Genomic DNA, 25,759 nt, shown 5'->3' with positions numbered 1-25,759 from the left:
AAAGATAAATAATAAGGAGTCCGCAAAATGGGTGGACAACATGGTCATGACCATAGTCATGCTGTAGTGACTGAAGGTAATGCCAAGAAATTAACGATTGCCTTGGCGCTTACTACGACATTTTTAATTGTTGAGGTTATTGCAGGTTTAATCACACAAAGTCTGGCGTTGCTCTCTGACGCTGCGCATATGTTTACAGATGCAGCTGCTTTGGCAATTGCTCTGGTCGCAATTCAGATTTCAAAACGTCCCGCTGATAATAAGCGTACTTTTGGTTATCAACGCTTTGAAATTCTGGCCGCTTTATTTAATGCACTCATGCTGTTCGTGGTGGCAATTTATATTTTATATGAAGCCTATATCCGTTTCTCTAAGCCACCCGAAATTCAAAGTGTGGGTATGCTGGTTGTAGCGACTATTGGTTTGGTAATTAACCTCATCTCAATGAAAATCCTGATGTCGAGTGCCAATAACAGCCTAAATGTGAAAGGTGCTTATCTAGAAGTATTGAGTGATGCACTAGGTTCGGTAGGCGTTATTATTGGTGCAATTATTATTTACTTCACTAATTGGTACTGGATTGACACGCTTATTGCTGTACTGATTGGATTTTGGGTGCTGCCAAGAACATGGGTTTTACTTAAGCAAAGTATTAACATTTTGCTCGAAGGTGTACCCGAAGAGGTCGATATTGAGAAGCTACGTGCAGATTTACTTTCTTTAAATGGTGTTGAGAGTATTCACCAACTCAAAGTGTGGGCGATTACTTCTAAAAATATCCATTTAACCGTGCACTTATTTGCGCCTGAAGCTGACCGTACCAAGTTGTATCAAGATGCTGTTGAAATGCTTTCTCATGAACATGGTATTGGTGAAGTGACATTGCAAATTGAGGACGATGCCGAGATCAATTGTCAGCATATTGCTCAGCATGCTTCGCACAAACATGATGATGCAGACAATGCACATTCACATCAGCATTAAGCTGATGTGAACAGTTTTTTTAAATTTCCCATTCGTTATTGCAGTCACGGCATTTCCAGTGTTTTTGTGACTGCATAAATGCTTGCATAGACAGTTTAAAATCAGGCAAATCACGCCAGAACATAAAACCTGCCCCTACAGTAACCACAAATGCAACTACTGTTGCGATTTGAAGAGAACTACCTGCACCATTGCCAAAAATCCACATAAAGATGCTAATGACTACTAACAGTAAAAGCACAAAAATTGCAGGAATCAAGATAACCAGACTTTTAGGAACGACAGGTTTTGCGCTGTTCACGCCTTGGCTCACAGGCATAATTTTAACACTTTGACATTTAGGGCAACGATATTGCATGAGAACTCCACATTTAGTTTGAATCTATTCTAACGGAAATGTGCAGAAAGAAAAAAATTTGTAAGATATCGATGAAATGCGTTGAGTTAGCAGAAAAATTACTTATCAATAAACAAAGAAATATAAAAAACAGATGATTTATCCGTACACATAAAAATTAAAATAATATTGTAGAGCATGCTAATCTACAGAAAAATGAAGTGTGATTAGCACAATAAATGAGCTTAAATACTCGAATAGGATGTGGGATAAATATAAAAAGGAGAGAGGGACTTGGGTCAACAAGATGACAATAAGTCGCAGCCTACAACGACAGCATCGGTTTTAGCTACCCCAGATACCGCTAAACCGTCATTATCTCGTCGATTACTGCATAAGACATTGCAACATGCCCAAGATGCAGTTGGGTTTGCTAGCGACACGACACGTAATATTGCAGAGGTTGCTGATGCTGCTTTGGACGCGCTCGATCAAGTAACTACTCATACACGACGTGGAGTTGTCGGAATGACAAATCTGGCAGCAGGCACGGTAAGAGATATGGTGTCTGAAACCAGTGAAACAGCACGCCAAGTCGCGTTGATTATGGCGCGAACTTTTTTGGGCAAAAGTACCTTAACGTTGTACTTACCCGAAATGTTATTAAATAATCAAATTCGTAAGCGCATTGATCGCTCAGAAATTGATGATATTAAAATCAAGTGCGGCAATGACAGTTTCCAAGTCGAGATCGATGGGCATTATCATCGCTTCATGTATCGTTTGAGTTTAGATTTTAAAGTATTGGAATGTCGTATTGGGCAGGAAAAATTCTTACGCTTGCGACAAATGGATGAAAGTCTTGATGTTCAGATTCGACATGGCGGCACCTTGTCAAATTGGGCTGTGCGCCGTATTGGTCGAGTTGGTTTCGAAGTCGTAAATATGTTGCCTATTCCATCACTCATTAATCACTTGATTGGCGATATTCCCGGAATCCAACGCGATGGGCATCGCATGTGGTTTATTGACCTAGAGCAAGCAGGATTTATTGACTTTATTAACAACCGTTCATGGATGGTTGAAAAGCTTTTAAGTTTGACTGATTTTAGTATTTTACCGGGCTTGAATATTTTAAGAGAAAGTCGCGAGCTTGTGCAGCAGCTCGTAGATCAGTTTGAAATTAGAGGACTACGAGTGCAGTCAGGTCGCCTTGAAGTACAAGTAGGAATTGCGGGTTGAGAGAGCATATGAAAAGCTAATCATTGATTGGCTTTTTATTTTTTTTAGGCAAGAAAAAAGCCACTGACGTTATGTAGTGGCTTTTTAGAATTTGGCGTCCCTACGGGGATTCGAACCCCGGTTACCGCCGTGAAAGGGCGATGTCCTAGGCCTCTAGACGATAGGGACTTATATGAGGCATACATCTGAAAAAAATATTGGCGTCCCTACGGGGATTCGAACCCCGGTTACCGCCGTGAAAGGGCGATGTCCTAGGCCTCTAGACGATAGGGACTTATATGAGGCATACATCTGAAAAAAATATTGGCGTCCCTACGGGGATTCGAACCCCGGTTACCGCCGTGAAAGGGCGATGTCCTAGGCCTCTAGACGATAGGGACGTTTCAGAGGTGGGCGTATATTAGGTCGATTTAATAAAAGTGTCAAATAGTTTTCTGAAGAAATATTAAAAAAAACAGTCAAGCGATTAAAAATAACTCAAATTGTAGAAAATATATACATTTAGCCTTCATTTTTCTGAAAAGGTTCAATAATTGCCTTTATAACCGACGGATGTTGTAAATATCCTAAAATCTCATGCGGCTGGTTGGCAAAGGTATAAATTTTCTGATTGATAATGGCAGGTTCAAAATTAAATGGGGCCTCGCACAATGGAAATGCGGTCAAAAAATCATCTTGAGAGTAAAAATTAAACCAATCACCGTAAATACATGGCGGTCTAGAAATTGGACTCGGGAGCTTACTTTGAATCACGCGAAAAGATAAAGGGGAAGCTAGGGTGATAAAACGTTTAACTGAGAATTGATAAGATGGATCTGATAATAATTGGAAAGCGATAACTGAACCAAGAGAGTGTCCGACCACAATATAATCTTCGTCTTCTCGCATTTTCTTTAAAATTCTTTGATGTACTTCCTCCATAAACTCTGGGTTAGATAGATACATATAGGTTTCGATGAGGAATTGTTGAATCAAACTTTCATGCAGTTTAGGAAAGTTATTTAATAAAACAACTAGTTCTTTCAGTACACGATCTTTAACTAATTGAGAAGTCAGATAAAGCCGTTCTGAGAAGCTTTTATCAGCTTGATCGGTTGAGGGACGTAACAATGGAACAAATGGAGTGTGCTCTCTAGTCGGAGGATTACTTGGGTGTAAGTTAATAGGAAAATAATTATTAAAAAATGACTTAGGTAACAACGTGTTAAGGTCTAATTGGTTACTTAATTGGTATTTGGTCATTAAGTCGCCATAAAATGGCATGTGAATATGAAGATCGCGGACATTAACTCTGCAAGGCATTTGTTTTAGGCCGAGCTTAAACACTTTTAACCAATGCTCTTTCAAGCGATGTGCTGTGTAGTTTTGTTGATTCATCCCGTGGATAAATATAATTTTCATTCTATACAAGATTTTGTTTTTAATATAAATTTTAATCTACAACGGTATGTTGTTTAAAACCAGTATATAGGCAAAAAAAAGTGTAGCTTTTTGCTACACTTTAATTGAATAACGACGGGTTTAGTCTTTATTGCGATAAAAAATAAAATAACTGACATAACATAAAGCTGTAAAAATAAGACAGCCTACAAAACCAGCGCGCATTTCAGGGTCTGCTGCCATACTCAAGCAAGTAATGAAACAGAAAACAAAACCTAAAATTGGCACAATAGGGAATAAAGGCGCAGCATATTGTAAGTCTTTAACTGTATGACCTGATCTATACCATTGGCGGCGGAAATTGAACTGACTTAAACAAATGCTCATCCATACGATGACCATGGTAAAAGCAGCTACACCCAGTAGATTCTTAAAAATAGTCTCAGGTGCAAATTGCTCTGATAATAAACCTGGAATTGCACCGAACATAGTTACAACTAGGGCTACGATTGGTGTTCCACTTTTTGATAAAGTCGCAAACACACTAGGTAGTAATTTTTGTTCTGATAGAGACCACATCATACGTGAAGCTGCATATAGGCCAGAATTGGCTGCTGAAAGCAGAGCTGTGATGATTACAAACCTAATAATGTCATCCGCATATGGAATGCCAATATAATTAAATACCGTCACAAAAGGACTGCTACTTACACCCTCACCGCCTAAACCTGCAAGTTGGAAAGGAAGTAAAGCGCTAATAACAATGATGGTACCCACAAAGAAAATAAGGAGGCGCCAGATCGCGGCATTAATCGCTTTTGGTACATTTTGAGCTGGATCTTTTGTTTCGCCAGCTGCTACACCAATTAATTCGGTTCCTGAGAATGCAAAGTTAACAATTAACATGGTCGTAAAAATAGGAATTAAACCATGAGGGAACCAGCCTTGAGCCGTAAGATTGCTAAATAGTGGAGCAGTTTGGGCACCATGGAATGGAATTAAACCAAAAATTGCTAATAGGCCGAGCACAATAAAGGCAATGACAGTAACGACTTTAACAAGAGCCAGCCAAAACTCAGATTCAGCAAAAATACGCGTTGAACTAATATTTAAGCCAAAAATAGTAACTGCAAAAATAATTGTCCAAATCCACATGGAAATCTGTGGAAACCATTCTTGCATGAGTAGAGCTGCGGCAGTGAATTCAGTTCCAAGCGTTGCAGTCCAGGTGAGCCAGTACATCCAAGAAATCATATAGCCAGTACTTGGACTGATATATTTTTTGGCATAGGCACCAAAAGAACCTGAAACAGGCATGTGTACAGCGAGTTCTCCTAGGCAGAGCATGACCATGTAAGCGATCGCGCCACCAAGAATATAGGCAATAATTGCGCCAATAGCTCCAGTTTGTGAAATGACTTCCCCTGAACCTAAAAATAGACCAGTTCCGATCGCTCCGCCCAGTGATAACATCACAAGATGGCGAGTGCTCATGGCTCTTTTTAAAGGTGCAGTACTGTTCTGATGCTGATGAGCATCTAGTTGATTGTCAGATGGCTGCATATTACACATTGAGAGAATTAAGAAAGACGCTATTTTAGATAAAATAGACAAATGTGCAATCTAGAAAGAGATAAAGAATAAACAGTAAGGTGACGATAGAGTCTTTTTATAATTTTTAAAGCAGAATATGGCGTCCCTACGGGGATTCGAACCCCGGTTACCGCCGTGAAAGGGCGATGTCCTAGGCCTCTAGACGATAGGGACTTGATGAGGCAAACACAAAGGAGCGTGGTGGAGTCAAGCGGGATCGAACCGCTGACCTCTACAATGCCATTGTAGCGCTCTACCAACTGAGCTATGACCCCAGTTTGTGTGAGCGCAATCTTAGGGTGAATGCGCTCACACGTCAACAAAAAAATGAATTAAACTTCGCTAGTTGCGTCATTTTTCGGCAATTTTAAGCTCTCATTGAGTTTTTCCCAATTTTTAACTTCTTTCTTGCTCGGTCCGCCCACAATTTCTAAGGCATGACGTAAACGAGCGAAAGTTAAATCAGGCCCAAGCGTAACCATTGATTGCATCACTGGTGTTGAACTCGTTGAACCGGCAATTGCGATAAAGAACGCTGGCATGAAATCACGTAGTTTAATGCCCATCTGATTCGCAAGATCCATTAGGGTTTGGCTAACGGTGTCATTATTCCAAGTAAACTGTCCTTCAAGACGCCAAATTGCAAATTGTAAACTTTGACGAACTTGCTCTTGAGTCAATTTTTTACTTTCAAACATTTCAGCAGTAATTTGTGGCATATGGTTAAAATAGAAACCAGCCCAATTCACAGCTTCTGAAAGTAAATTAATACGTGGTTGAATAGCGGCAGCAATGTCTTCTAAAGTGTTGCGATCACTCTTCCATGTTAATAAACGGTCTAATAATTGACCTGGAGTTAACCCTTTGATCCACTGACCGTTAAGCCAGTTCAATTTTTCAACATCAAAAATTGGTCCACCTAGTGATACACGCTGAATATCAAAGTTATCCATCATATCTTGTAATGTGAAAACTTCTCTTTCATCCGGCATTGACCAACCCATGCGGCCTAAATAATTTAACAAGGCTTCTGGTAATACACCGATATCGCGGTAGTAGTTAATTGATGTCGGGTTTTTGCGTTTAGATAGTTTTGATTTATCTGGGTTACGCAACAATGGCATGTGGCAAAGAGTTGGCATTTCCCAACCAAAATATTGGTAAAGCAACTGATGCTTCGGTGCAGATGGAAGCCATTCTTCACCACGCAATACATGAGTGATTTCCATTAAATGGTCATCAACAACGTTAGCTAAATGGTAAGTTGGTAAACCATCTGTTTTAAGAAGGACTTGCATATCGACTTGAGCCCAAGGAATTTCAACTTCCCCGCGTAATAAGTCATTAAATTTACAAATACCTTCTTCAGGTACTTTCATGCGGATGACATGGGGTTCGCCCGCTTCCAAGCGACGAGTCACTTCTTCTTGAGAAAGTTTTAACCCGCGACCGTCATATTTTGGTGTTTCACCGCGTGCTTGTTGTTCAGCACGCATCTGGTCTAGTTCTTCAGCAGTAGCGAAACAATAAAAAGCATGACCTTTTTCAACAAGTTCTAATGCGTATTGCTTATAAATTCCCATACGTTCAGATTGGCGATATGGTGCATGTGGGCCACCTACATCTGGACCTTCAGACCAATTCAAACCTAACCAACGTAATGAATCCAAAATCATTTTTTCAGACTCTGGTGTAGAACGAAGTTGGTCTGTATCTTCAATCCTTAAAATAAATTCTCCGCCATGTTGTTTCGCAAAACACATGTTAAATAAAGCAATGTAGGCTGTGCCGACATGAGGAAAACCAGTAGGGGAAGGTGCAATACGAGTACGAACTTTCATAGATAATGGGTCAGAATAAAAATTGAAACTATTATAACGAAAAAGCCCAGTATTCTGACGTTTTATTTAACGTCAGGCTGGGCTAAAACTGAAACGAAGAGGGGGTGTTTCAGATTTTAAGAAGCATGGGGCTGAAAGATTGCCTGAACAAAACGTGAAAAACGTTCGTGTTGTGCAGCAAGAAAATTTTGAGTTGGTGTAACGCGAATCGTGTTTAGAACTTTAAGCTCATCATTTGTAGAAGGTAACACAATAGGGTTACGTTTCTGCTGATCTAAAGCTTTTTCAATAAGCGAAGTCTGTTTCTCTGAACCAGTTTTGCTTGGAGTATCTTTAAGTACTGCTGCTGCAGAAAACTGTGATGCCAAACTCAGCACCAAACTTAAGCTTAAAGCTTTTCCATAATGAATTTTCATTGTTAATCATCCCCTCTGTTCATTACATTTCATCTATTTTTTGAGTTTAACAAAATGTAAAATTACGGTAATGCTACGATTTAAACATAAATATTAATAAAAAAGTGGAACTGTGTCACACTTTTTACAAAATTTACCTATATTTTAAACTGGTCGACTCAAATGTAGACCATATGTATCCTTTACGCTTCATTATTTAACAAATTAATGTGTAGATAAAGTGAAGGTCCTAAATAAGTTGTAAGAATAATTACAAAATTTTTCAAAAATGAAATAACTTAGACATTCTAAACTATATATCTAAAAAAGATTAATAAAAAAGATATAAATATAAGTAATTGATTGTAAAAAATAAAATTAAAAATATAGTTAAACTAAAACGAATGATGGATTTTGTAAATGAAAAAAATATCAATAATAGCTGTCGCTTTATATGTGGGAATAGCGACAACAGCGGCTCAAGCAGCGACCTCTTTTTTAAATGTTTCTTATGATCCGACTCGAGAGTTCTATCAAGAATATAACCAAGCATTTGGTAAATTTTGGAAACAGCGAACAGGGCAAGACGTTGAATTCAAACAGTCACATGGTGGATCTGGCAAACAAGCCCGCGCGGTAGCCACAGGACTTGAAGCTGATGTAGTAACGTTAGCATTAGCGAATGATATTGATGAGATTGTGAAAGCTGGGTTTATTCAGCCGAACTGGCAAAAAGAATTCCCAAATAATTCTGCCCCCTATACGTCAACTGTCGTGTTCCTAGTACGAAAAGGTAACCCGAAAAATATACGCGACTGGAATGATTTAACAAAACCAGGTGTGGAAATTATCACCCCTAACCCTAAAACAGGTGGCGCACCGCGTTGGATTTATCTTTCTGCTTGGGGATATGCTTTAAAACAGCCGAGTGGAAATGATGCTAAGGCTCGAGAGTTGGTGAAAAAGCTTTATCACAATGTAAAAGTACTTGATTCGGGAGCCCGTGGATCACTAACCACATTTGCCGAACGTGGGATTGGTGATGTTTTATTGTCTTGGGAAAATGAAGCTTTGTTGGCGACGAAAGGACCTGATAAGGATAAATATCAAATTGTTTATCCATCAATTTCAATTTTGGCAGAACCATCTGTAGCGATTGTAGATAAAACCGTAGATAAAGATGGGAATCGTACCTTGGCAAAAGGTTATCTGAACTTTTTATATTCACCTTTAGGCCAAGAATTGGCTGCTAAACATTATTTCCGACCGCGTAATGCTCAAGTGGCTGCCAAATATGCAGCGCAATTCCCAAAAATTAAATTATTTACCATTAATGATGTGTTCGGTGGTTGGGCTAAAGCTCAGAAAACTCACTTTGCTAATGGGGCTATTTTTGATCAAATTTATGATGGTAAGCAGTAAATAAAATGATCTAAAACAATAGTCCAAAAAGAAAACTTAGAAGTTAAATATTCATAAATAAAGCAAGCAAACTTAAAAAAGTGAGCTTGCTTTATTTTTTTGCTTAAAAAATGCTAACAAAACGGTTTTATCTATGAAAAATTAATATTTTCCTACAAAAAGCCGTTTGGCGTTGATCATAAACAAGGTGATAATGTGCAGTTACATTTTTACGCAATGATTTAACACCTATGTCGCATATTTCTGTCTTACTTTTTGAGACCGTTGAGAGCTTATTGGCAGATCGCACAACAGGGGTGTATATCGATGCAACCTTCGGACGAGGTGGGCATACACGTTTATTGCTCTCAAAACTTGATGAAAATGCACGAGTATATGCATTTGATAAAGACCCTCAAGCTTTGGAAGTTGCGGCTGCTTTGGCAAAAGAAGACCCAAGATTTACCATTATTCATGCCAGTTTTGCTGATATTAAAGAAAAAATGCAGGAAATTGGTGTGATGAGTGTTGATGGCATTATGGCTGACCTAGGAGTGTCATCTCCTCAACTCGACCAAGCTGAACGTGGTTTCAGTTTTATGCAAGATGGTCCTCTAGACATGCGAATGGATAATTCTAAGGGGTTAACCGCAGCTGAGTGGTTGCTTGAAATTGAAGAAGAACAATTAGCAAATATTATTTATCAATATGGCGAAGAACGTTATAGTCGACGTATTGCAAAAGCGATTAAACAAGCTGGAAAACTAGATACAACAGCCCAATTGGCAGAACTTGTTAAAACAGCTCATCCAAAATGGGAAAAGCATAAGCATCCAGCAACACGTACATTTCAGGCAATTCGTATTGCTATTAATAAAGAACTAGATGATATTGAAGTATTTTTACCGCAAGCTGTAGACTTACTAAAACCAAAAGGGCGTTTGTCTGTGATTAGCTTTCATTCTCTTGAAGATCGCTTGATCAAACAATTTATTCAAAAAGAATCGACTTTGGCAGAAGATATTGGCTGGGGAATGCCACAGCAACAGGTAGATACAAGAAGGTTAAAGAAAATTTCACGGGTTCGTGCGAGTGAAGAAGAAGTAAAAGCGAACCCACGTTCACGTAGTGCATGGCTTCGGGTTGCTGAACGCTTGGAACAAAAAGGCGCGTAATGAAAAGCAGTGATGAAATTGAAACCACTGAAAATAAAGTGGTGAAAAAAGTTGTGGCATACACCGTATTAGTGGCGCTTGTTTTTATCAGTGCCATGATGGTGGTATTTCAAGTGTTTGAATATCGTCATGATTATAGAGAGCTTAGCTCTTATATGCGTGAACGTGATGATCTCAATGCTGAATGGGGACGTTTGCTTATTGAGCAACAAACCTTCGGTGCAACAGCACAGATTGGTACGCGTGCTGTAACCCAACTACGCATGTTTTCACCACCTGCTGCAGAAACGGTGGTAATTTCTTTACCGATGACCTCAGAGCAAAATAAGTAAGGCCTTGCTGTATGGTAGATAAGCGAACAAAGCAAACACGGAAAAAACAGCAGTCTATTTCGGAAAAGCCAACTCTTGCCTTCGATATGTGGCGGTTTTATCTGCTCTGGGCAACAGTACTGCTCTGTTTTGTTGTTTTAATTGCACGTGCATTTTATGTGCAAGTGATTAATAAAGACTTTTTGCAAAACAAGGCCAATGCCAATATTTTGCGTACTGAACGTATTGAGGCAATGCGTGGGGTTATTAGTGACCGTCATGGTGTGCCTTTGGCCATTAGTACGCCTATTATGAAAATTGTCATTGATCCACGTGATTACTTTGATACCAAGCATTTATATGACGAAATTACAGCCGAATTAAAAAAAGATCCAAATAATCGTAAGTTAAAACGACAATTACCAGATAAAAACCTAAACCTTGATGAGTTGGCGGATGTGGTTGGTTTAGATCGTGCAGATCTAAAAAAACAGATGAATGCACGTCCACGTTCTCGTTATTTGGTTTTGAAAAAAGAAGTTCCGCCGCAACAGGCAGATCTTATTACAAAGGGTAACTTCCAAGGCGTTTATGCCGAGAAAACATATAAACGTTATTATCCTCAACCGCAGCCAAATGCTCAGATTATTGGTTTAACCAATAGTGAAGGCCAAGGGATTGAAGGCTTGGAAATGCAGTTGAATAAACAACTGTCTGGGGTAGATGGCGAACAAAAAATTATTCGTGATAAACGTGGTAACCGCTTAAAAGTTTCAGAGGTTATTCGTGAAGGTGAGCCAGGTGAAAACATCACTTTAAGTATCGACTCTCGTTTGCAATATATTATGTATCGTGAGTTGACGGCTGCTGGTGTCGCAAATAACGCTCGTTCGGCGACAGCAATTGCTGTAGATGTTAAAACAGGTGAAATTCTGGCCATGACCAGTTGGCCATCTTATAACCCGAATGATAAAAACGGTTTATCTAATAAAGATGCCATGCGTAACCGCGGTGCGATTGATATGTTCGAGCCAGGTTCTACCATGAAGCCTTTTACAGTTTCTGCTGCACTCGAAACTGGGCAATATACGCCAAATACTATTGTCAACACTTCGCCAGGTTCAATGCGTTTAGGCTGGCATACTATTCGTGATACGCATAATTATGGTGCTTTGACTGTCAGTGGCGTAATTATTAAGTCATCAAACGTGGGTTCAGCAAAAATTGCGTTGTCACTTCCTAAGGAAACATTACCAAGCTTCTTTAACCGTGCTGGCTTTGGTAAACGTTCTGCTGTGAAGTTCCCCGGTGAAAGCTCTGGTTTAGTACTTCCTGTAAGCAAATTAAACTCTTCCCAAATTGGTACCATGGCTTATGGTTATGGTCTAAATGCAACTATTCTTCAGTTGGCGCAAGGTTATGCAATGCTTGCAAACCATGGGGTAAAAATGCCTCTAAGCTTGCATAAGCTCGATCAAGCTCCTAAAGGTGAGCAAGTTCTTGCTCCAAAAATTGCTGATCAGGTTTTGCTTATGCTTGAGCAAGTGACGATGCCAGGCGGTACTGCAAAGCAAGCTAATATTCCAGGTTATCGTGTTGGTGGTAAAACAGGTACGGCTCATAAACTTCGTGCAGACCGTAAAGGTTATTCTAATAATGAATATCGTGCTTTATTTGCAGGTGTAGCTCCGATTAGTGATCCTCGTTTAGCGGTTATTGTAGTTGTTGAAAATCCACAAGGCCGTTATTACGGTGGTTTGGTTGCGGCCCCTGTTTTTGCACGCATTATGCAAGAATCATTGCGCTTAATGAATGTGCCGCTTGATAAGCCCCTTGATACTCTAGAAAATCCTATTCGCAGGTAAGCTATGTCTGTTTCTTTCCAAGAAATTAATCCAGTCGAGATCGATGCACAGTGGTCTAAACAGCCTTTTCAAGGCTTTAGTTTAGACAGCCGTAATGTTGTGTCGGGCCAGATCTTTATCGCTTTGACCAGTTATAGCCAACCTGAAAAAACACGTGCTTTTGCTGAGTCAGCTTTAGCTAATGGTGCTCTTGCCATTATTAGTGAGACTAAGTTGGGCGTAGCGAATGAGTGGGTATGTTCTGATGTGCGTCAACGTATGGGTGAGTGGCAAGAACGTTATTTACAGCGTATAGATCCAGTGACTCCAGTGCGTATTATTGCAGTGACTGGTACAAATGGTAAAACCACAATTTCGCGTCTAGTGGCTGAATTAATTAGTTCACAACAACAGCGCTGTGCTGTGATGGGCACTACAGGCAATGGTATTTTACCAGACTTAACACCATCAACTCACACTACGCTTGATGCTTTACAACTGCAAAATGCATTACATGATTATGCAAAACAAGGTGCGACTTTTGCTTCTTTAGAAGCAAGCTCACATGGTTTGGAACAAGGTCGTTTAAATGGTTGTGCGATTGAGATTGCTGTTTATAGCAATTTGAGTCGTGACCATCTGGATTACCATGGTACTTTAGAGGCTTATGCAGAAGCGAAGGCTCTTTTATTCCGTTTTAGCTCTTTAAAAGTAGCCGTTATTAATTTAGATGATGAGCATGCTACTCTCATGATCAATGCAGCAAAGCAAAATCCTGCTCAACCGAAAATTTTAACGTATTCACTTACTCAAAATACTGCTGATTATTATATTACTGACCTGAGTTACAGTTTAGCAGGGGCGACATTTAATTTAGTGAGCCCGCAAGGTTCTTTTGCTGTGCAAAGTCCATTGTTAGGGCATTTTAATGTCGAAAACTTGGTTGCAGCTCTTATTGCTACTGAGCAAGCAGGTTTTGATTTAAAAGCGCTAGTAGCTTTCGTTCCTGAGCTGATTGGTGCCCCAGGTCGAATGCAAGTTATTCGTGATGGTGAGCGTTTATTTGTTGTTGATTATGCGCATACACCAGATGCATTAATTCAAGTGCTTAAAACATTAAAACGTCATGTTTCTAATCAACTTTGGGCTGTATTTGGGTGTGGCGGGGACCGTGATCGCGGTAAGCGTCCACTCATGACTCAAGCAGCTTTAGATGGCGCAAATCCAGTTATTTTGACGTCGGATAACCCTAGAACAGAAGACCCTGAACAAATTTTTGCTGACATGAAGCAAGGAATCGATTTTTCAGGGCACCGTATGCATGAAATTCATGACCGCCGTGAAGCAATTAAATTTGTTGCACAGCAGGCTCAGGCTGGTGATATTGTTGTGATTGCCGGTAAAGGACATGAAAATTATCAAGAAATTAATGGCGTACGTCACTGGTTTGATGATGTTGTTGAAGTGCGTTCTGCGATTGATGCACAACATCACACTGTAGACGCTGCTTACCCTGCACAATAGGACAAATTATGCATACTTCAACCACCAGTACCGTGCCTTTGGAACCGTGGACAGCTCAACAATTACAACAGGCAACACAGGGCTACTGGCATAAAGACCAAATCCCTCAAACTGAAATTAAACGTATTTTGACGGACTCTCGTCATGCGGAAACTGGGGATGCCTTTTTAGCACTAAAAGGTGAGCGTTTCGATGCGCATGATTTCGTTGCGCAAGTTGCTGCAAATGGTTGTCAAATAGCTATCGTTGAACGTCCGCTAGATGTAGATATTGCACAACTCGTTGTTGCCGATACCCGATTGGCTTTAGGGCAACTCGGTGCTTATCGCCGTGAGCAAAACTCACAATTAAAGGTGATTGCCTTAACGGGAAGTAGTGGTAAAACTACAACCAAAGAAATGCTGGGAAGTATATTGTCGCGCTTAGCACCGACACTAATCACCCGAGGCAATTTAAATAATGACCTTGGTGTACCAATGATGTTGCTAGAGCTTCGCAAGGAACATCAATATGCGGTGATGGAATTGGGTGCAAGCCATCAAGGCGAGATTGATTACACATCAAAACTCGTTCAGCCTCATGTTGCGGGCATATTAAATATTGGTACAGCTCATTTAGGCGAGTTTGGTGGCCGTGAAGGTATTTGCCGCGCTAAATCGGAAATTTATCGTCATATTTTACCAAATGGCGTTGCAATCGTGCCAAAACAAGATGACTTCACTGCTGAGATTGTTGATGCTGCAAAAGCTCATCGTATTTCTACATTTGGTGTAGGAGGTGATGTCTATGCAACAGATGTGGAATTGTTGCCTCAATCAACGAATTTTAACCTTCATACACCGCAAGGTAGTAGTGCAGTTAAGCTTCCTTTTGCGGGTGAGCATAATGTTCAAAATGCGACCGCAGCTGTAGCTTTTGCTTTAGCAATTGGTATTGGACTAGAAGATATTGTCCAAGGTTTAGAGCAAGCTCAGGGAGCCAAAGGTCGTCTTAACTTTATTCAAAAGTCACCTTACATATTTATTGATGATACCTACAATGCCAATCCGACTTCTATGCGCGCTGCTGCACAAGTATTGTTACAGCAACAAGGCGTAAAAGTGATGGTCATGGGGGATATTGGTGAGTTAGGTGATAGTAGTTGGCAAGAGCATCATGATTTAGGTCGTGATCTTGCTGAGCTTCCTTTAGATCATATTATTGCGGTGGGGCAATTTGCTTCAGCGGCTCTCGAGGGTGCAGACTCTCATTCTAATAAAGTGAAAGCATTTCAGACACAAGCTGAGGCGCTTCCATTTTTAATTAATCTAATCCAAACACATCAACCCCAGTCCATGAGTTTCCTGTTTAAAGGTTCTCGCTTTACTCATATGGAAACGTTGATGACTGATTTGATGGAGAAACTTTAAATGCTGTTATGGTTGTTTGAACAACTTGCGGGCTATCACAGCTCGTTTCAGGTCGTTCGTTATTTAACATTACGTTCTTTACTCAGTGTATTAACTTCACTGACCATTGGTCTGGTCCTCGGCCCGATCATGATTCGTAAATTACAAGCGTTAAAATACGGTCAGGCAGTAAGTTCGTTTGCTCCTGAAAATCATGCTAAGAAAATGGGTACACCGACGATGGGTGGGATTTTAATTCTGCTCTCAATTGGTATTAGTACTTTGCTATGGGCTGATTTGTCTAACCCTTATGTCTGGATTGTGCTTGGTGTAATGGTTGTGTTCGGTGCCGTAGGCTGGGCAGATGACTGGATTAAAATTCGCTATAAAGACAATGCGGGATTACCTGCACGTAAGAAGTTTTTCTGGACTTCTGTTGCATCGCTGGGTGCTGGTATTGCGTTATATTTAATCGCAACTCAACAGTCCAATGCAGAACATACCGCAAACATGCTGGATTTATTGATTCCATTCTTTAAGAATCTTTCAATTCCACTCTCAATTGTTCCGTTAGGTTTGGCATTTATTGTATTTACCTATCTGGTGATTAATGGTGCTTCTAACGCTGTTAACTTAACAGATGGTTTAGATGGCTTGGCAATCATGCCGGTTGTCATGGTAGCTACGGGCTTAGGCGTATTTGCTTACTTGTCTGGTGACATCCGTTTCGCTAACTACTTACATATTCCATATGTGAAATATACCTCTGAACTCGTAGTAATCTGTTCTGCCATGATTGGTGCTGGTTTGGCATTCCTTTGGTATAACGCGCATCCTGCTCAAGTGTTTATGGGTGATGTCGGAGCTTTAGCTTTAGGTGCGATGCTCGGAACAATTGCAGTTATGGTTCGTCAAGAAATCGTATTTGCAATTATGGGCGGTGTATTTGTAATGGAGGCAGTATCTGTATTCTTACAAATCGGCTCCTTGCGTATGCGTAATAAACGTGTGTTCTTAATGGCGCCGCTGCATCATCACTATGAAAAGCAGGGCTGGAAAGAAACGCAAGTTGTGATCCGTTTTTGGATTATTACAATTATATTAGTAGTTTTAGGTCTAATGACTTTAAAATTGCGATAGATCTTATTTTAGTGTCAATATAAAGCCAGTTCTACTGGCTTTTTTTATTGGAGAGGTGAATGACAAAAGTTGCTGGTCTAGACCAATTATCTGTGATTAATCAAAAAGTAGTTGGAGAGGGCGAAGTATTACCTCAAGTTGTACTTAAAGATGGAAGTCAGGTGCAAACAGGAACTGTAGCGACAATGCTGCACAATATTGAATTATATAATGCAGGTCAAAGAGGACAAATTGAGGAAGAGCTAAAGATCGCAATTCCAACTTTAGTCAAAGTAGGTCTGTTTGATTTGTTTCAGGTAGATGAATGGATTAATGGTACAAATGCAGGTCGCACCTTTGTTGGACTACACGCAAAGGCTTATTTACAACAAAAAGAACAAGAGAATAATTAAAAGTGGCTAAGCAAGTTTTAATGTGTCCTGTGTGTCGTCAGTCCCTGAATTTAACTGAACGAACTTGGCGATGTGAGCAAGGACATAGTTATGATGTAGCTAAACAAGGCTATGTCAATTTACATGTGGTGCAACATAAACATAGTAAAAACCCAGGGGATACACCCGAGTCAGTAGATGCGCGACGAGCTTTTTTGCAAAGTGGTTATTATCAGCCATTACAGCAGGCTGTAGTCGATTTATTAAAGCAACTCAATGTAAAAGCGATACTCGATATTGGTTGTGGTGAAGGCTACTATACAAGTGCCATGCAGCAAGTCGTTGAGCAGTGTGTTGGTGTTGATATTGCAAAAAATGCGGTACAGCGCGCAGCAAAGCTCAACACTGAAGTAACTTGGGTGGTGGGAACAGGGGCGACTTTACCAGTGCTAGACCATAGTATGGATGCCTGCACCAGTTTATTTAGCCCCATTCCACAAACAGAAATTGCGCGTGTTTTAAAAGATGATGGCTATTTAATTGTTGTTACACCTGCTTCTGAACATTTGTATGCCATGCGTGAGGCTTTATTTGAGCAAGTTAATCCTCACACACCAGAAAAGTTTGTAGAGCAACTACAAAATTTGTTTGAGTTAAAGCAAGAGCAAATTATTGATGCGCCTTTTGGGCTTGATCAACAGGCCTTAAAAAATCTGATTGCTATGACGCCTTATGCCTATAAGGCTTCTCCCGAGCGTCGCTTGCAGTTAGAGCAACAATCGCAATTAGAAGTAACGGCGTCTTTTCAAATTTATGTTTTTCAGAAACGCAATAAAAAAGCCATCTAACGATGGCTTTTTCTATTATTCAATCTGATTAATGAGATTTTCTAGTTCATCTTTTTCACGCTTAGGAGCGGACTCCTGTGGGGGTCTCATGGCAGGAGGCGCAGCTTTTGACGGAATAACAATTTCTTCACCTGGTAAATCGGAAAAGTCATTGTCATTGCTTAGTTTTGGTTGTGGCGGTGCTGGGCGATAGAGCGGACGTGCTAGTGGTGGAGCCGCACGATAAGTTTTCTTATCGGCTACTTCTGTCACGGTTTCTTGTTGGTCACGTGAAATAGGACCTTTAGCATCTTTATCTAAACGGACCCAAGCTGCTGGCGTACCTTGCAATGCTTGACCCATAAAGTTAATCCAGATCGGTAATGCAGCAATACCACCATATTCACGACGGCCAAGCGTAGTCGGTTGGTCAAATCCAACCCATGCTACAGTCACTAACTTGCCGTTGAAGCCTGCAAACCATGCGTCTTTTGCATCATTTGTCGTACCTGTTTTACCACCTAAATCACTACGGCCAATTTTAAGTGCAGCACGACCTGTACCATGCTCGATTACATCACGTAAGATGTTCGCCATATCATAAGCAGAGCTTGATTTTAAAATACGTTGAGCTTGGCGATATTGACTGTTGTTTTTGTCAGTCTGTTTAAGATTAAGCTGCTTAGCTGCGTTTTCTTTCTGTTCTATATCTTTATTCGTAACCTCAATGACTTCATCATCAGTTGTTTTAGGTTTTTGCTCATCATCCGTTGTGTCAGGTGCATTAATACATGGAATACATGCGTATTCTGGTTTGGCTTCATAAATGACTTTGCCGTAAGCATCTTCAATACGTTGAATGAAATGTGGTTGAACACGGTAACCGCCGTTTGCAAACGTTGCATAACCAGTTGCCATTTGAATTGGTAATACTTGAGGAGTACCTAAAGCAATGGTGTAGTTACGTGGAATTTGATCTTCTTGTAAACCAAAATCCATAAATAATTGGCGAGTACGTTCAATCCCTACTGTTTGTAAAAGTCTTACTGATACGGTATTACGAGACAAATATAAAGCACGACGTAATGGGATCATACCTAAGTAACGCCCATCAGAGTTTCGCGGTGTCCATTTGCCAATCGTAATTGGGCTATCATTCACCATGCTATACGGGGTCATACCTCTTTCTAATGCTAAAGCATAGAGGAATGGCTTGATTGTAGAACCCGGTTGACGCCAGCCTTGTAAGGCACGGTTAAATTTTGATTGGTAGAAGTTGTAGCCACCTACAATTGCTTCAATTGAACCATCATTCGGGTTAATTGCAATGAGTTGACCTTGAACTTTTGGAACCTGAACTAAAGACCAAGCTGTTTTATTGTCATTTGGGCGTAAACGAACAATATCTTTAACTTTAACAATTTGAGATGCACGTGAAGGAGCGCCACCTATGCTATTTGCATTGCGATAGGGGCGTGCCCATGACATGCCTGACCACTGAACAGTAACAGTTGAGCCATCTTGCATTAATGCTTCAAAAGAGCTGCTATTTACCTTAGTAACTTGTGCAGGATAAGTGTTGGCATATGCTCTAAATTCACTTAATGGTTTGTCATGTGCTTCTGCCCCACGCCAGCCATGACGACGGTCATAAGCTTCAAGGCCATCTTGCACAGCTTTTTCTGCAATAGCTTGGCGTTTAGCATTAATTGTTGTGTAGACTTTATAGCCAGAATCAATGGCTTGTTCACCAAAATGCTTTACAAGTTCTGAACGAACCATTTCACCAGCATAGGGATGAATATTATTTAAATCCCGATTGGGCATGTTTAGGTTAATCGGTTCTGCTACACCTTTTTGATATTCTGCTTGAGAAATATAACCCAGCTGTAACATACGGCCTAAAATCCAGTTGCGTCGTTCGAGAGCGCGTTCTGGATTAACTACAGGGTTATATTTAGATGGTGCTTTGGGCAAACCAGCGATCATCGCCATTTGAGCAATGCTGAGCTCATTAATGCTTTTGTTGTAATAAATTTTGGCTGCTGCCGCGATACCATACGCATTTTTCCCTAAGAAGATTTTATTCACATAGAGGCTGAGAATTTCTTCTTTAGATAAATTTTGCTCAATTTTTCGAGCCAAAAAGATTTCGGTTATTTTACGTTTTAGGGTTCTTTCTGGACTCAAATAATAGTTCTTTGCAACTTGCATAGTGATTGTTGAACCACCAGTTTGCACATCTGAACCCGTCACACTTTCGCTCAAAGCACGTCCTAAACCCTTAAAACTGATCCCGCTATGTTCAAAGAAAGAAGAGTCTTCTGCTGCTAAAAATGCATGAATAAAAGCAGGAGGAATTTGTTTGTATTCAACCGGAATAGAAAGCTTACCACCGTACTCGGCAATCAGTTGATTGTCTGAAGTGTAGACCTGTAATGGTTTTAAAAGGGGAGCTTTTTTTAGTGAACTCATTTCTGGAAGCGATGGGGCAATATAGAGATACATGCCATAAAAGCCCATCGGAAGTGAGACTAAGATAATAATAATGATCAAAAAAATTGGACGCACGAAGCCCAAACTGGATAGCTTTTTCATGATAAGTAAGCTTTAATAAGATCGAATACAAACTAATTGTGGTCAGTATAGCCTTTAGACATGCGGATTGTTAGATGAGATATTGTATCCGTGTAAAAATAAAGACCGAGATTATTGGTTTGTAATTTTTTTTGGGGATAAAAAAATAATAGGACAATAGTGTGCTCAGGTTATATCGTAAACCGAATAAGGGGTTAATGGGCGTCGATATTAGTTCGACTTCTGTTAAGTTGTTAGAGCTCTCTGTTAAGAACGGTAAATATTGGGTAGAAAGCTATGCTTTAACGCCTTTACCTGAGAACAGTGTAGTTGAAAAAAATATTTTGAATCCAGAAGCAGTTGCAGAAGCTTTGGAACGGGCGATGAATTTAGCAAATCCCCACACCACTAACGCTGCAATTGCTGTTCCAACATCGACGGTTATTCATAAAACTATCGAAATGGATGCAGATATGAACGATGATGAACGTGAAGTTCAGATTCGATTAGATGCGGAGCAATATATACCGTTCCCTTTAGATGAGGTGAGCCTTGATTTTGAGGTTTTACCAGATCGACTGCCGAATCCAAATCGTGTGAATGTACTTTTAGTCGCAACACGAACAGAAAATGTTGAAACACGCGTAGAAGTACTGGAACTGGTTGATTTAACGCCTAAGCTTGCTGATGTTGAAAGTTATGCTGTCGAGCGTGCTTTTAGTGTGTTTGCTGATAGCTTACCCATGGGTGCAAATACCATTGGTATTTTAGATATTGGCCATACCATGACCACATTATCGGTTATGCAAAATGGCAAAATCATTTATACCCGTGAACAAGTCTTTGGCGGTAAACAGCTTACTTTGGAAATTCAAAGCCGTTACGGTTTGTCATTAGAAGAAGCGGGACGCGCTAAAAAAGAACGTTCTTTGCCAGATGATTATGACATCGAAATCTTAGAACCATTTTTAGATGCTGTAGTTCAGCAAGCTGCTAGATCTCTACAATTTTTCTTCTCTTCATCCCAATTCAATGAAATTGACCATATTTTGCTAGCGGGTGGCAATGCCAACATTCCAGGGCTTGCTAAATTGTTGCAGCAGAAACTCGGTTACCGAGTCACTATTGCCAATCCATTTTTACAAATGGGTTTCTCTCCTCAAGTCGAAGTTCAAAAAATTGAAAATGATGCTTCTTCATTAATGGTGGCATGTGGCTTGGCTTTAAGGAGTTTTGATTAATGGCAACAATTAATTTACTCCCTTGGCGTGATGGGCTTAGGGAGCAGCGTAAAAAACAATTTATTATTTTATGTTTTGGGGTCGTTGTTTTGGGGATAACCACTGTATTTGCAGGGTGGTTTTATTTGAATCAAAAATTAAATGATCAAGAACAAGCAAATCAGCTCATCATCAGTACAAACCAGAATCTAGATCAACAACTTAAAACCTTAAATGGCTTGCAAGAACAGCGGGATGCAATTATTGAGCGTATGAAGCTCATTCAAGGTTTGCAAAGCCAGCGTCCGGTCGTTGTACGTTTGGTGGATGAATTAGTACGTGTGACCCCTGCAGCCATGTATTTGACTAAATTCAGCCGAACCGGAGATAAATTTACGATTGAAGGTAAAGCGGAAAGTCCAAATACAGTTGCAGAGTTATTACGTAATCTCGAAGCATCACCATGGTATCGCAACGCTTTTATGAGCTCTTTCTTGGCGACCGAAGAGAAAAAAGATAAAGCTGTAAGTTCTTTGCTTCCTAGAGTTGAAGATAGCTATGGCAGTTTTGTTGTTACTGTTGATGTAGGGGAAATGGGGGTGACCACAACAGATGATACCGCCAATACGCCTTTAGGTACGGATAAGGGGGTGGCAAAATGAGTCCTGATGAACTTCATGAGCTGTCTTTAGAACAAGCTCCATCTAAGAAAAAAAAGATCACCTTAGAAAAATTTCTTCAGCAATTTAACACGCTCGACATGAACAGTTATGGCAGCTGGCCATTATCTGTGAAAATTACGTGTTGGATTTTTATTTTCTTTGCTGTACTGGCTTTAGGGTATTTTGTTGCTATTCAACCAAAGCTACAAGCAATTGATAATGCTCAAGCACAAGAAAGTAATTTATTAAATGAGTTTCGTGAAAAAGACTCAAAATTACGCAACTTGCAGCAATACCAGCTTCAACTTCAAGAGATGCAAGCCAACTTCAATCAGCAGTTAGAACAATTGCCAAAAGAAACCGAAATTCCAAGTTTAGTTGAAGATATTAACTTAACGGGCGTGAATTCTGGTCTGAAGTTTAAAAATATTCGCTTAGAAGATGAAGTGAAGCAGGAAATTTTTATTGAACAGCCTATTACTATCGAAGCAACTGGTGATTATCACGCTTTCGGTGCTTTTGTTAGCAGTATTGCAGCATTACCACGTATTGTGACGATGCATGATTTTATTGTTGAAGCTGCTCCTGTTAAGGATGGTAAATCAGATATTCCTGTGCTTAATTATTCTATTAAAGCAAAAACTTATCGCTATATGGGTGCGGTTGAAAACCAAAATAATAGTGATCCTCAAGTAATAAATGGTGAAAGTCAGATAAACGCCTCCGATAGCCGTAATGTACATATTCCTTCTATAAAGAAGTCAAAGCGAAAGTAGGAGGATAACTAATGAAACTAAAGAAAATTTTACTTTCTCTGGGGATAGGCTTGGTTTTGGTTGGATGCGACTCTAGAATCGACGCCGTAAATCAGCAAATGGCCGATATACGTAATCAGCCACCACAAGCTATAGAACCAGCGCCTGTTTTTACGCCTGTGCCACAATTTAATTATGCAGCCCATCAGTTAAAGAGCCCATTTTTACCAAGCTCACTTGCTGCTGAGCTCAAAATTATGGCGGGGAAACGAGTATATCCGAATTTCTCACGAGCACCACAGCCACTCGAAAGCTATGCATTAGAGTCCTTAAATATGAAAGGAAGTATGCGTAACAGCCGCGGGCAAGTCATGGCTCTGATCCAAACACCTGATCAACAAATTGAGCGAGTGCAGGTAGGGAACTATATCGGGATGAATCAAGGTCGAATTACCCATATTGGTCCTACTCAGATTGATTTGGTGGAGATTGTCCCTGATGGGCGAGAAGGCTATGTGGAGAGACCAAGAACCTTAGTGTTAATTGGACCCGCACCCTAAAATTTAGGGAATAACAAAGAAAAAATTATTTTTAAAGATTATTTATTGGGGATGGTTAGACAATGAATCACGTATTCCGTCAGTTTTCTATGGGAGCTGTGGCGATTGCAATTATGCAGGTTGCGTCTGCACAGGTCAGCATGACTAATATTGTACCGACGCAAATAGCGGGTCAGGGAACAGAAATTCGAGTGATATTTAATGGCTTTCCACCGCAACCACAGGCCTATCAGCTTGAGAATCCTTCACGTTTGATTTTAGATTTTAATAAAGCGCAGCAGAATTTAATACAGTCAAAAGTAGCGATTGGAACGAATGAAGCGAGTTCGGTCGATGTAAGCTCCGATGATCAGCGTTCACGTTTAACTGTAAATTTGAAAGAGGCAGGTGCTTTTACAACTCGTATTGAAGGCAACACTTTTATTTTAAAGATTAATTCTGCGCAAGTTGTAGCTAAACCTGTATCAGCAAGTGCAATGCAAACCCAAGGTGTTTCAAACATCGGCTTCCAACGCGGTAGTCAAGGGGAAGGCCTTATCGTTATTGACCTGTTGGGAGGTAATACCCCTGTTGATGTGCAACAACAAGGTAGCAAAGTTGTAGTAAGAACGTTAGGCTCTAAAATTCCTACACATCTAGCTAAACGCTTAAATGTAAATGATTTTGCGACGCCTGTTTCGACCATTGAATCTTATAATGAAAAAGGCAATGGCGTTATTACGATTCAATCTACTGGTAGCTATGAATATATGGCTTATCAGGCAGAAAATAAATTAACCATTAGCCTCAAGCGTCCGCAGGACAAAAATGTAACCTCTTTATATAAGACGCCTAATTACTCTGGTAATAAGCTTTCTCTCGATTTTCAAGATATTGAAGTTCGTCGCGTTTTACAGTTACTTGCTGATTTTACTGGCATTAATATGGTCGCGGCTGATAGTGTGCAAGGTAATATCACTTTGCGTTTAAAAGATGTACCATGGGACCAAGCACTTGATATTATTTTAAAAACTAAAAATTTAGATAAACGCAGAAATGGAAATGTAATTTGGATTGCTCCAGTTGCGGAACTGATCAAGGCTGAAGAAGAAGAAGCAAAAGCTGTTGCACAGAGCGTGAAATTAGCCCCATTACAAACTGAGTATATTCAACTTAAATATGCGCAAGCTCAGGATATTATGAGTTTAATTACTCAAGGCTCAAATAATAGCAATGGTATGCAGCGCACATCTGATGGTGGAAATTCTACATCTACTAATTTAAATACTGGTGTTGATAGTTTAGGTAATAATGTAGGAAGTTTATTGAGTCCCCGTGGAACAATTACTCAAGATGATCGTACCAATACCTTAATTATTAATGATACGGCTCAGTCGATTGATCAAATTCGTAAAATGATTGATCTGTTGGATGTACAAGTTAAACAGGTTATGGTTGAGGCGCGAATTGTAAGAGCATCTACTTCTTTTACCAAAGAGCTCGGTGTTAAATGGGGTATATTATCGCAAGGGATTACTAACAATAATAATTTGTTAGTTGGTGGTAGTGAAACGACCTTGTGGAATTTACGAGAGCCCAAAAAGGATGAGACTACGGGTGGTTATAAATACACGATTGAACGTCCAGATAACTTAAATGTCGATTTAGGTGTAACCAATCCGGCTGGGAGTATTGCCTTTGGCTTGATTAGTATGTCTGATTTTATGCTTGATCTTGAACTTTCTGCATTACAAGCTGATGGCTATGGTGAGGTTATTTCTACCCCTAAAGTAATGACTGCAGATAAACAGCCTGCAAAAGTTGCAACAGGTCAACAGGTCCCATATCAAACTACAACTAATTCTGCTGCTGGTGCTACAGCAAGTACCTCTTTTAAAGATGCACTATTAAGCCTAGATGTTACCCCGAGCATTACGCCTGATGGCAAAATTCAAATGAAATTGGATATTTCAAAGGATTCGGTTTCGGGTGCGGCTCCTAATGGTGAATTGATCCTAAATAAAAATAATATCAAGACAAATGTGTTGGTGAATAATGGTGAGACAGTCATTTTAGGAGGGGTGTTTGAGCAGACAACCCTTAACTCTCAAACCAAAGTTCCTTTCTTTGGGGATTTACCGGGAATTGGACGCCTATTTAGGAAAGATCAGAAATCTGATGATAAGCAAGAGTTACTGATTTTCGTTACGCCACGAATTGTTAATGACACTTTGGTGAGAAATCATTAATATA

Annotated in this window: 22 protein-coding genes and 5 tRNA genes; 16 read left to right on the top strand and 11 right to left on the bottom strand. The window is 40.0% G+C overall.

The window, feature by feature from the left end; translation table 11 throughout:
* Window positions 1–27: 27 nt before the first annotated feature.
* Complete coding sequence (locus J663_RS07805; RefSeq protein WP_005067046.1) at window positions 28–984, top strand: cation diffusion facilitator family transporter; 957 nt, start codon at window positions 28–30, stop codon at window positions 982–984.
* 19 nt (window positions 985–1,003) lie between these two features.
* On the opposite strand, the gene J663_RS07800 is transcribed toward J663_RS07805, so the two are convergent.
* On the bottom strand, window positions 1,004–1,342 hold the full coding sequence (locus tag J663_RS07800) for a hypothetical protein (protein ID WP_002117013.1): 339 nt from the start codon (window positions 1,340–1,342) through the stop codon (window positions 1,004–1,006).
* Between the two features lie 273 nt (window positions 1,343–1,615).
* On the opposite strand from J663_RS07800, the gene J663_RS07795 reads away from it, so the two are divergent.
* Window positions 1,616–2,563: a hypothetical protein gene (locus J663_RS07795; protein ID WP_002116860.1), complete on the top strand. Its 948-nt coding sequence runs from the start codon at window positions 1,616–1,618 to the stop codon at window positions 2,561–2,563.
* 92 nt (window positions 2,564–2,655) lie between these two features.
* Here J663_RS07795 and J663_RS07790 read toward each other — a convergent pair.
* The 9 genes from J663_RS07790 to J663_RS07750 all read right to left on the bottom strand — a co-directional run bounded on the left by J663_RS07790 (window position 2,656) and on the right by J663_RS07750 (window position 7,793).
* A tRNA-Glu gene (locus J663_RS07790) sits at window positions 2,656–2,731 on the bottom strand.
* Between the two features lie 30 nt (window positions 2,732–2,761).
* Window positions 2,762–2,837 (bottom strand) — tRNA-Glu (locus tag J663_RS07785).
* A 30-nt stretch (window positions 2,838–2,867) separates the two neighbouring features.
* Window positions 2,868–2,943: transfer RNA gene (locus J663_RS07780), tRNA-Glu, on the bottom strand.
* A 121-nt stretch (window positions 2,944–3,064) separates the two neighbouring features.
* Window positions 3,065–3,964: a hypothetical protein gene (locus J663_RS07775; protein WP_078210317.1), complete on the bottom strand. Its 900-nt coding sequence runs from the start codon at window positions 3,962–3,964 to the stop codon at window positions 3,065–3,067.
* Between the two features lie 120 nt (window positions 3,965–4,084).
* Window positions 4,085–5,506 (bottom strand): amino acid permease, encoded by a 1,422-nt coding sequence (locus J663_RS07770; RefSeq protein ID WP_033848929.1) that lies wholly within the window; start codon window positions 5,504–5,506, stop codon window positions 4,085–4,087.
* 128 nt (window positions 5,507–5,634) lie between these two features.
* Window positions 5,635–5,710: transfer RNA gene (locus tag J663_RS07765), tRNA-Glu, on the bottom strand.
* Window positions 5,711–5,735: 25 nt separating this feature from the next.
* A tRNA-Ala gene (locus J663_RS07760) sits at window positions 5,736–5,811 on the bottom strand.
* Between the two features lie 57 nt (window positions 5,812–5,868).
* A complete protein-coding gene (gene gltX / locus J663_RS07755) occupies window positions 5,869–7,377 on the bottom strand; it encodes a glutamate--tRNA ligase (RefSeq protein ID WP_033848927.1) in 1,509 nt (502 codons plus the stop codon).
* A 116-nt stretch (window positions 7,378–7,493) separates the two neighbouring features.
* Window positions 7,494–7,793 (bottom strand): hypothetical protein, encoded by a 300-nt coding sequence (locus tag J663_RS07750; protein WP_002116889.1) that lies wholly within the window; start codon window positions 7,791–7,793, stop codon window positions 7,494–7,496.
* Window positions 7,794–8,192: 399 nt separating this feature from the next.
* On the opposite strand from J663_RS07750, the gene J663_RS07745 reads away from it, so the two are divergent.
* From J663_RS07745 to J663_RS07705, 9 genes are all read left to right on the top strand, one after another.
* Window positions 8,193–9,194: a sulfate ABC transporter substrate-binding protein gene (locus J663_RS07745; protein ID WP_033848925.1), complete on the top strand. Its 1,002-nt coding sequence runs from the start codon at window positions 8,193–8,195 to the stop codon at window positions 9,192–9,194.
* A gap of 230 nt (window positions 9,195–9,424) precedes the next feature.
* On the top strand, window positions 9,425–10,348 hold the full coding sequence (gene rsmH, locus J663_RS07740) for a 16S rRNA (cytosine(1402)-N(4))-methyltransferase RsmH (protein WP_033848923.1): 924 nt from the start codon (window positions 9,425–9,427) through the stop codon (window positions 10,346–10,348).
* On the top strand, window positions 10,348–10,680 hold the full coding sequence (gene ftsL / locus J663_RS07735; RefSeq protein ID WP_002116847.1) for a cell division protein FtsL: 333 nt from the start codon (window positions 10,348–10,350) through the stop codon (window positions 10,678–10,680). Before rsmH ends, ftsL begins: the two co-directional genes overlap by 1 nt.
* An 11-nt stretch (window positions 10,681–10,691) precedes the next feature.
* Complete coding sequence (gene ftsI, locus J663_RS07730; RefSeq protein WP_033848921.1) at window positions 10,692–12,524, top strand: penicillin-binding protein PBP3; 1,833 nt, start codon at window positions 10,692–10,694, stop codon at window positions 12,522–12,524.
* Window positions 12,525–12,527: 3 nt separating this feature from the next.
* The gene (locus J663_RS07725; protein WP_033848919.1) at window positions 12,528–14,027 is read left to right on the top strand and encodes a UDP-N-acetylmuramoyl-L-alanyl-D-glutamate--2,6-diaminopimelate ligase; all 1,500 of its coding nucleotides are present in this window, start codon (window positions 12,528–12,530) and stop codon (window positions 14,025–14,027) included.
* An 8-nt stretch (window positions 14,028–14,035) separates the two neighbouring features.
* Window positions 14,036–15,436 carry a UDP-N-acetylmuramoyl-tripeptide--D-alanyl-D-alanine ligase gene (locus J663_RS07720; RefSeq protein WP_033848918.1) on the top strand — a complete coding sequence of 467 codons (1,401 nt, stop codon included), beginning with the start codon at window positions 14,036–14,038 and terminating at the stop codon, window positions 15,434–15,436.
* Window positions 15,437–16,555 (top strand): phospho-N-acetylmuramoyl-pentapeptide-transferase, encoded by a 1,119-nt coding sequence (mraY, locus tag J663_RS07715; protein ID WP_002116751.1) that lies wholly within the window; start codon window positions 15,437–15,439, stop codon window positions 16,553–16,555.
* A 59-nt stretch (window positions 16,556–16,614) separates the two neighbouring features.
* On the top strand, window positions 16,615–16,947 hold the full coding sequence (locus J663_RS07710) for a hypothetical protein (RefSeq protein WP_017481735.1): 333 nt from the start codon (window positions 16,615–16,617) through the stop codon (window positions 16,945–16,947).
* Window positions 16,948–16,949: 2 nt separating this feature from the next.
* Window positions 16,950–17,774: a putative RNA methyltransferase gene (locus J663_RS07705; RefSeq protein WP_081404670.1), complete on the top strand. Its 825-nt coding sequence runs from the start codon at window positions 16,950–16,952 to the stop codon at window positions 17,772–17,774.
* A 15-nt stretch (window positions 17,775–17,789) separates the two neighbouring features.
* Here the strand turns inward: J663_RS07705 and ponA are convergent, their stop codons facing one another.
* On the bottom strand, window positions 17,790–20,351 hold the full coding sequence (ponA, locus tag J663_RS07700) for a penicillin-binding protein PBP1a (RefSeq protein ID WP_033848915.1): 2,562 nt from the start codon (window positions 20,349–20,351) through the stop codon (window positions 17,790–17,792).
* A 161-nt stretch (window positions 20,352–20,512) separates the two neighbouring features.
* Here ponA and J663_RS07695 point away from each other — a divergent pair, with 161 nt between their 5' ends.
* The 5 genes from J663_RS07695 to pilQ all read left to right on the top strand — a co-directional run bounded on the left by J663_RS07695 (window position 20,513) and on the right by pilQ (window position 25,755).
* Window positions 20,513–21,571 (top strand): pilus assembly protein PilM, encoded by a 1,059-nt coding sequence (locus J663_RS07695; protein ID WP_033848910.1) that lies wholly within the window; start codon window positions 20,513–20,515, stop codon window positions 21,569–21,571.
* Complete coding sequence (locus J663_RS07690) at window positions 21,571–22,212, top strand: PilN domain-containing protein (RefSeq protein ID WP_033848908.1); 642 nt, start codon at window positions 21,571–21,573, stop codon at window positions 22,210–22,212. Before J663_RS07695 ends, J663_RS07690 begins: the two co-directional genes overlap by 1 nt.
* On the top strand, window positions 22,209–22,988 hold the full coding sequence (locus tag J663_RS07685; protein WP_033848906.1) for a type 4a pilus biogenesis protein PilO: 780 nt from the start codon (window positions 22,209–22,211) through the stop codon (window positions 22,986–22,988). The genes J663_RS07690 and J663_RS07685 overlap by 4 nt, the downstream gene beginning before the upstream one ends.
* An 11-nt stretch (window positions 22,989–22,999) precedes the next feature.
* Window positions 23,000–23,527 carry a pilus assembly protein PilP gene (locus J663_RS07680; RefSeq protein ID WP_017481730.1) on the top strand — a complete coding sequence of 176 codons (528 nt, stop codon included), beginning with the start codon at window positions 23,000–23,002 and terminating at the stop codon, window positions 23,525–23,527.
* A 62-nt stretch (window positions 23,528–23,589) separates the two neighbouring features.
* A complete protein-coding gene (pilQ, locus tag J663_RS07675) occupies window positions 23,590–25,755 on the top strand; it encodes a type IV pilus secretin PilQ family protein (RefSeq protein ID WP_033848900.1) in 2,166 nt (721 codons plus the stop codon).
* The last annotated feature ends 4 nt before the right edge of the window (window positions 25,756–25,759 follow it).

Source organism: Acinetobacter sp. 826659, assembly GCF_000588515.1.
In the GTDB taxonomy this organism is placed as follows: domain Bacteria; phylum Pseudomonadota; class Gammaproteobacteria; order Pseudomonadales; family Moraxellaceae; genus Acinetobacter; species Acinetobacter pittii.
Note: the sequence above shows the minus strand (reverse complement) of the source record. Positions and strands in the feature narration are given on the sequence as shown.

Bases quoted from the DNA above. Each gene is read 5' to 3' on its own strand.
- J663_RS07805 (WP_005067046.1), top strand. From the start codon at position 28: ATGGGTGGACAACATGGTCATGACCATAGTCATGCTGTAGTGACTGAA.
- J663_RS07745 (WP_033848925.1), top strand. From the start codon at position 8,193: ATGAAAAAAATATCAATAATAGCTGTCGCTTTATATGTGGGAATAGCG.
- J663_RS07725 (WP_033848919.1), top strand. From the start codon at position 12,528: ATGTCTGTTTCTTTCCAAGAAATTAATCCAGTCGAGATCGATGCACAG.
- gltX (WP_033848927.1), bottom strand. From the start codon at position 7,377: ATGAAAGTTCGTACTCGTATTGCACCTTCCCCTACTGGTTTTCCTCAT.
- ponA (WP_033848915.1), bottom strand. From the start codon at position 20,351: ATGAAAAAGCTATCCAGTTTGGGCTTCGTGCGTCCAATTTTTTTGATC.
- mraY (WP_002116751.1), top strand. From the start codon at position 15,437: ATGCTGTTATGGTTGTTTGAACAACTTGCGGGCTATCACAGCTCGTTT.
- ftsL (WP_002116847.1), top strand. From the start codon at position 10,348: ATGAAAAGCAGTGATGAAATTGAAACCACTGAAAATAAAGTGGTGAAA.
- J663_RS07710 (WP_017481735.1), top strand. From the start codon at position 16,615: ATGACAAAAGTTGCTGGTCTAGACCAATTATCTGTGATTAATCAAAAA.
- J663_RS07685 (WP_033848906.1), top strand. From the start codon at position 22,209: ATGAGTCCTGATGAACTTCATGAGCTGTCTTTAGAACAAGCTCCATCT.
- J663_RS07690 (WP_033848908.1), top strand. From the start codon at position 21,571: ATGGCAACAATTAATTTACTCCCTTGGCGTGATGGGCTTAGGGAGCAG.
- J663_RS07770 (WP_033848929.1), bottom strand. From the start codon at position 5,506: ATGCAGCCATCTGACAATCAACTAGATGCTCATCAGCATCAGAACAGT.
- J663_RS07680 (WP_017481730.1), top strand. From the start codon at position 23,000: ATGAAACTAAAGAAAATTTTACTTTCTCTGGGGATAGGCTTGGTTTTG.
- J663_RS07750 (WP_002116889.1), bottom strand. From the start codon at position 7,793: ATGAAAATTCATTATGGAAAAGCTTTAAGCTTAAGTTTGGTGCTGAGT.
- J663_RS07775 (WP_078210317.1), bottom strand. From the start codon at position 3,964: ATGAAAATTATATTTATCCACGGGATGAATCAACAAAACTACACAGCA.
- ftsI (WP_033848921.1), top strand. From the start codon at position 10,692: ATGGTAGATAAGCGAACAAAGCAAACACGGAAAAAACAGCAGTCTATT.
- J663_RS07720 (WP_033848918.1), top strand. From the start codon at position 14,036: ATGCATACTTCAACCACCAGTACCGTGCCTTTGGAACCGTGGACAGCT.
- pilQ (WP_033848900.1), top strand. From the start codon at position 23,590: ATGAATCACGTATTCCGTCAGTTTTCTATGGGAGCTGTGGCGATTGCA.
- J663_RS07800 (WP_002117013.1), bottom strand. From the start codon at position 1,342: ATGCAATATCGTTGCCCTAAATGTCAAAGTGTTAAAATTATGCCTGTG.
- rsmH (WP_033848923.1), top strand. From the start codon at position 9,425: ATGTCGCATATTTCTGTCTTACTTTTTGAGACCGTTGAGAGCTTATTG.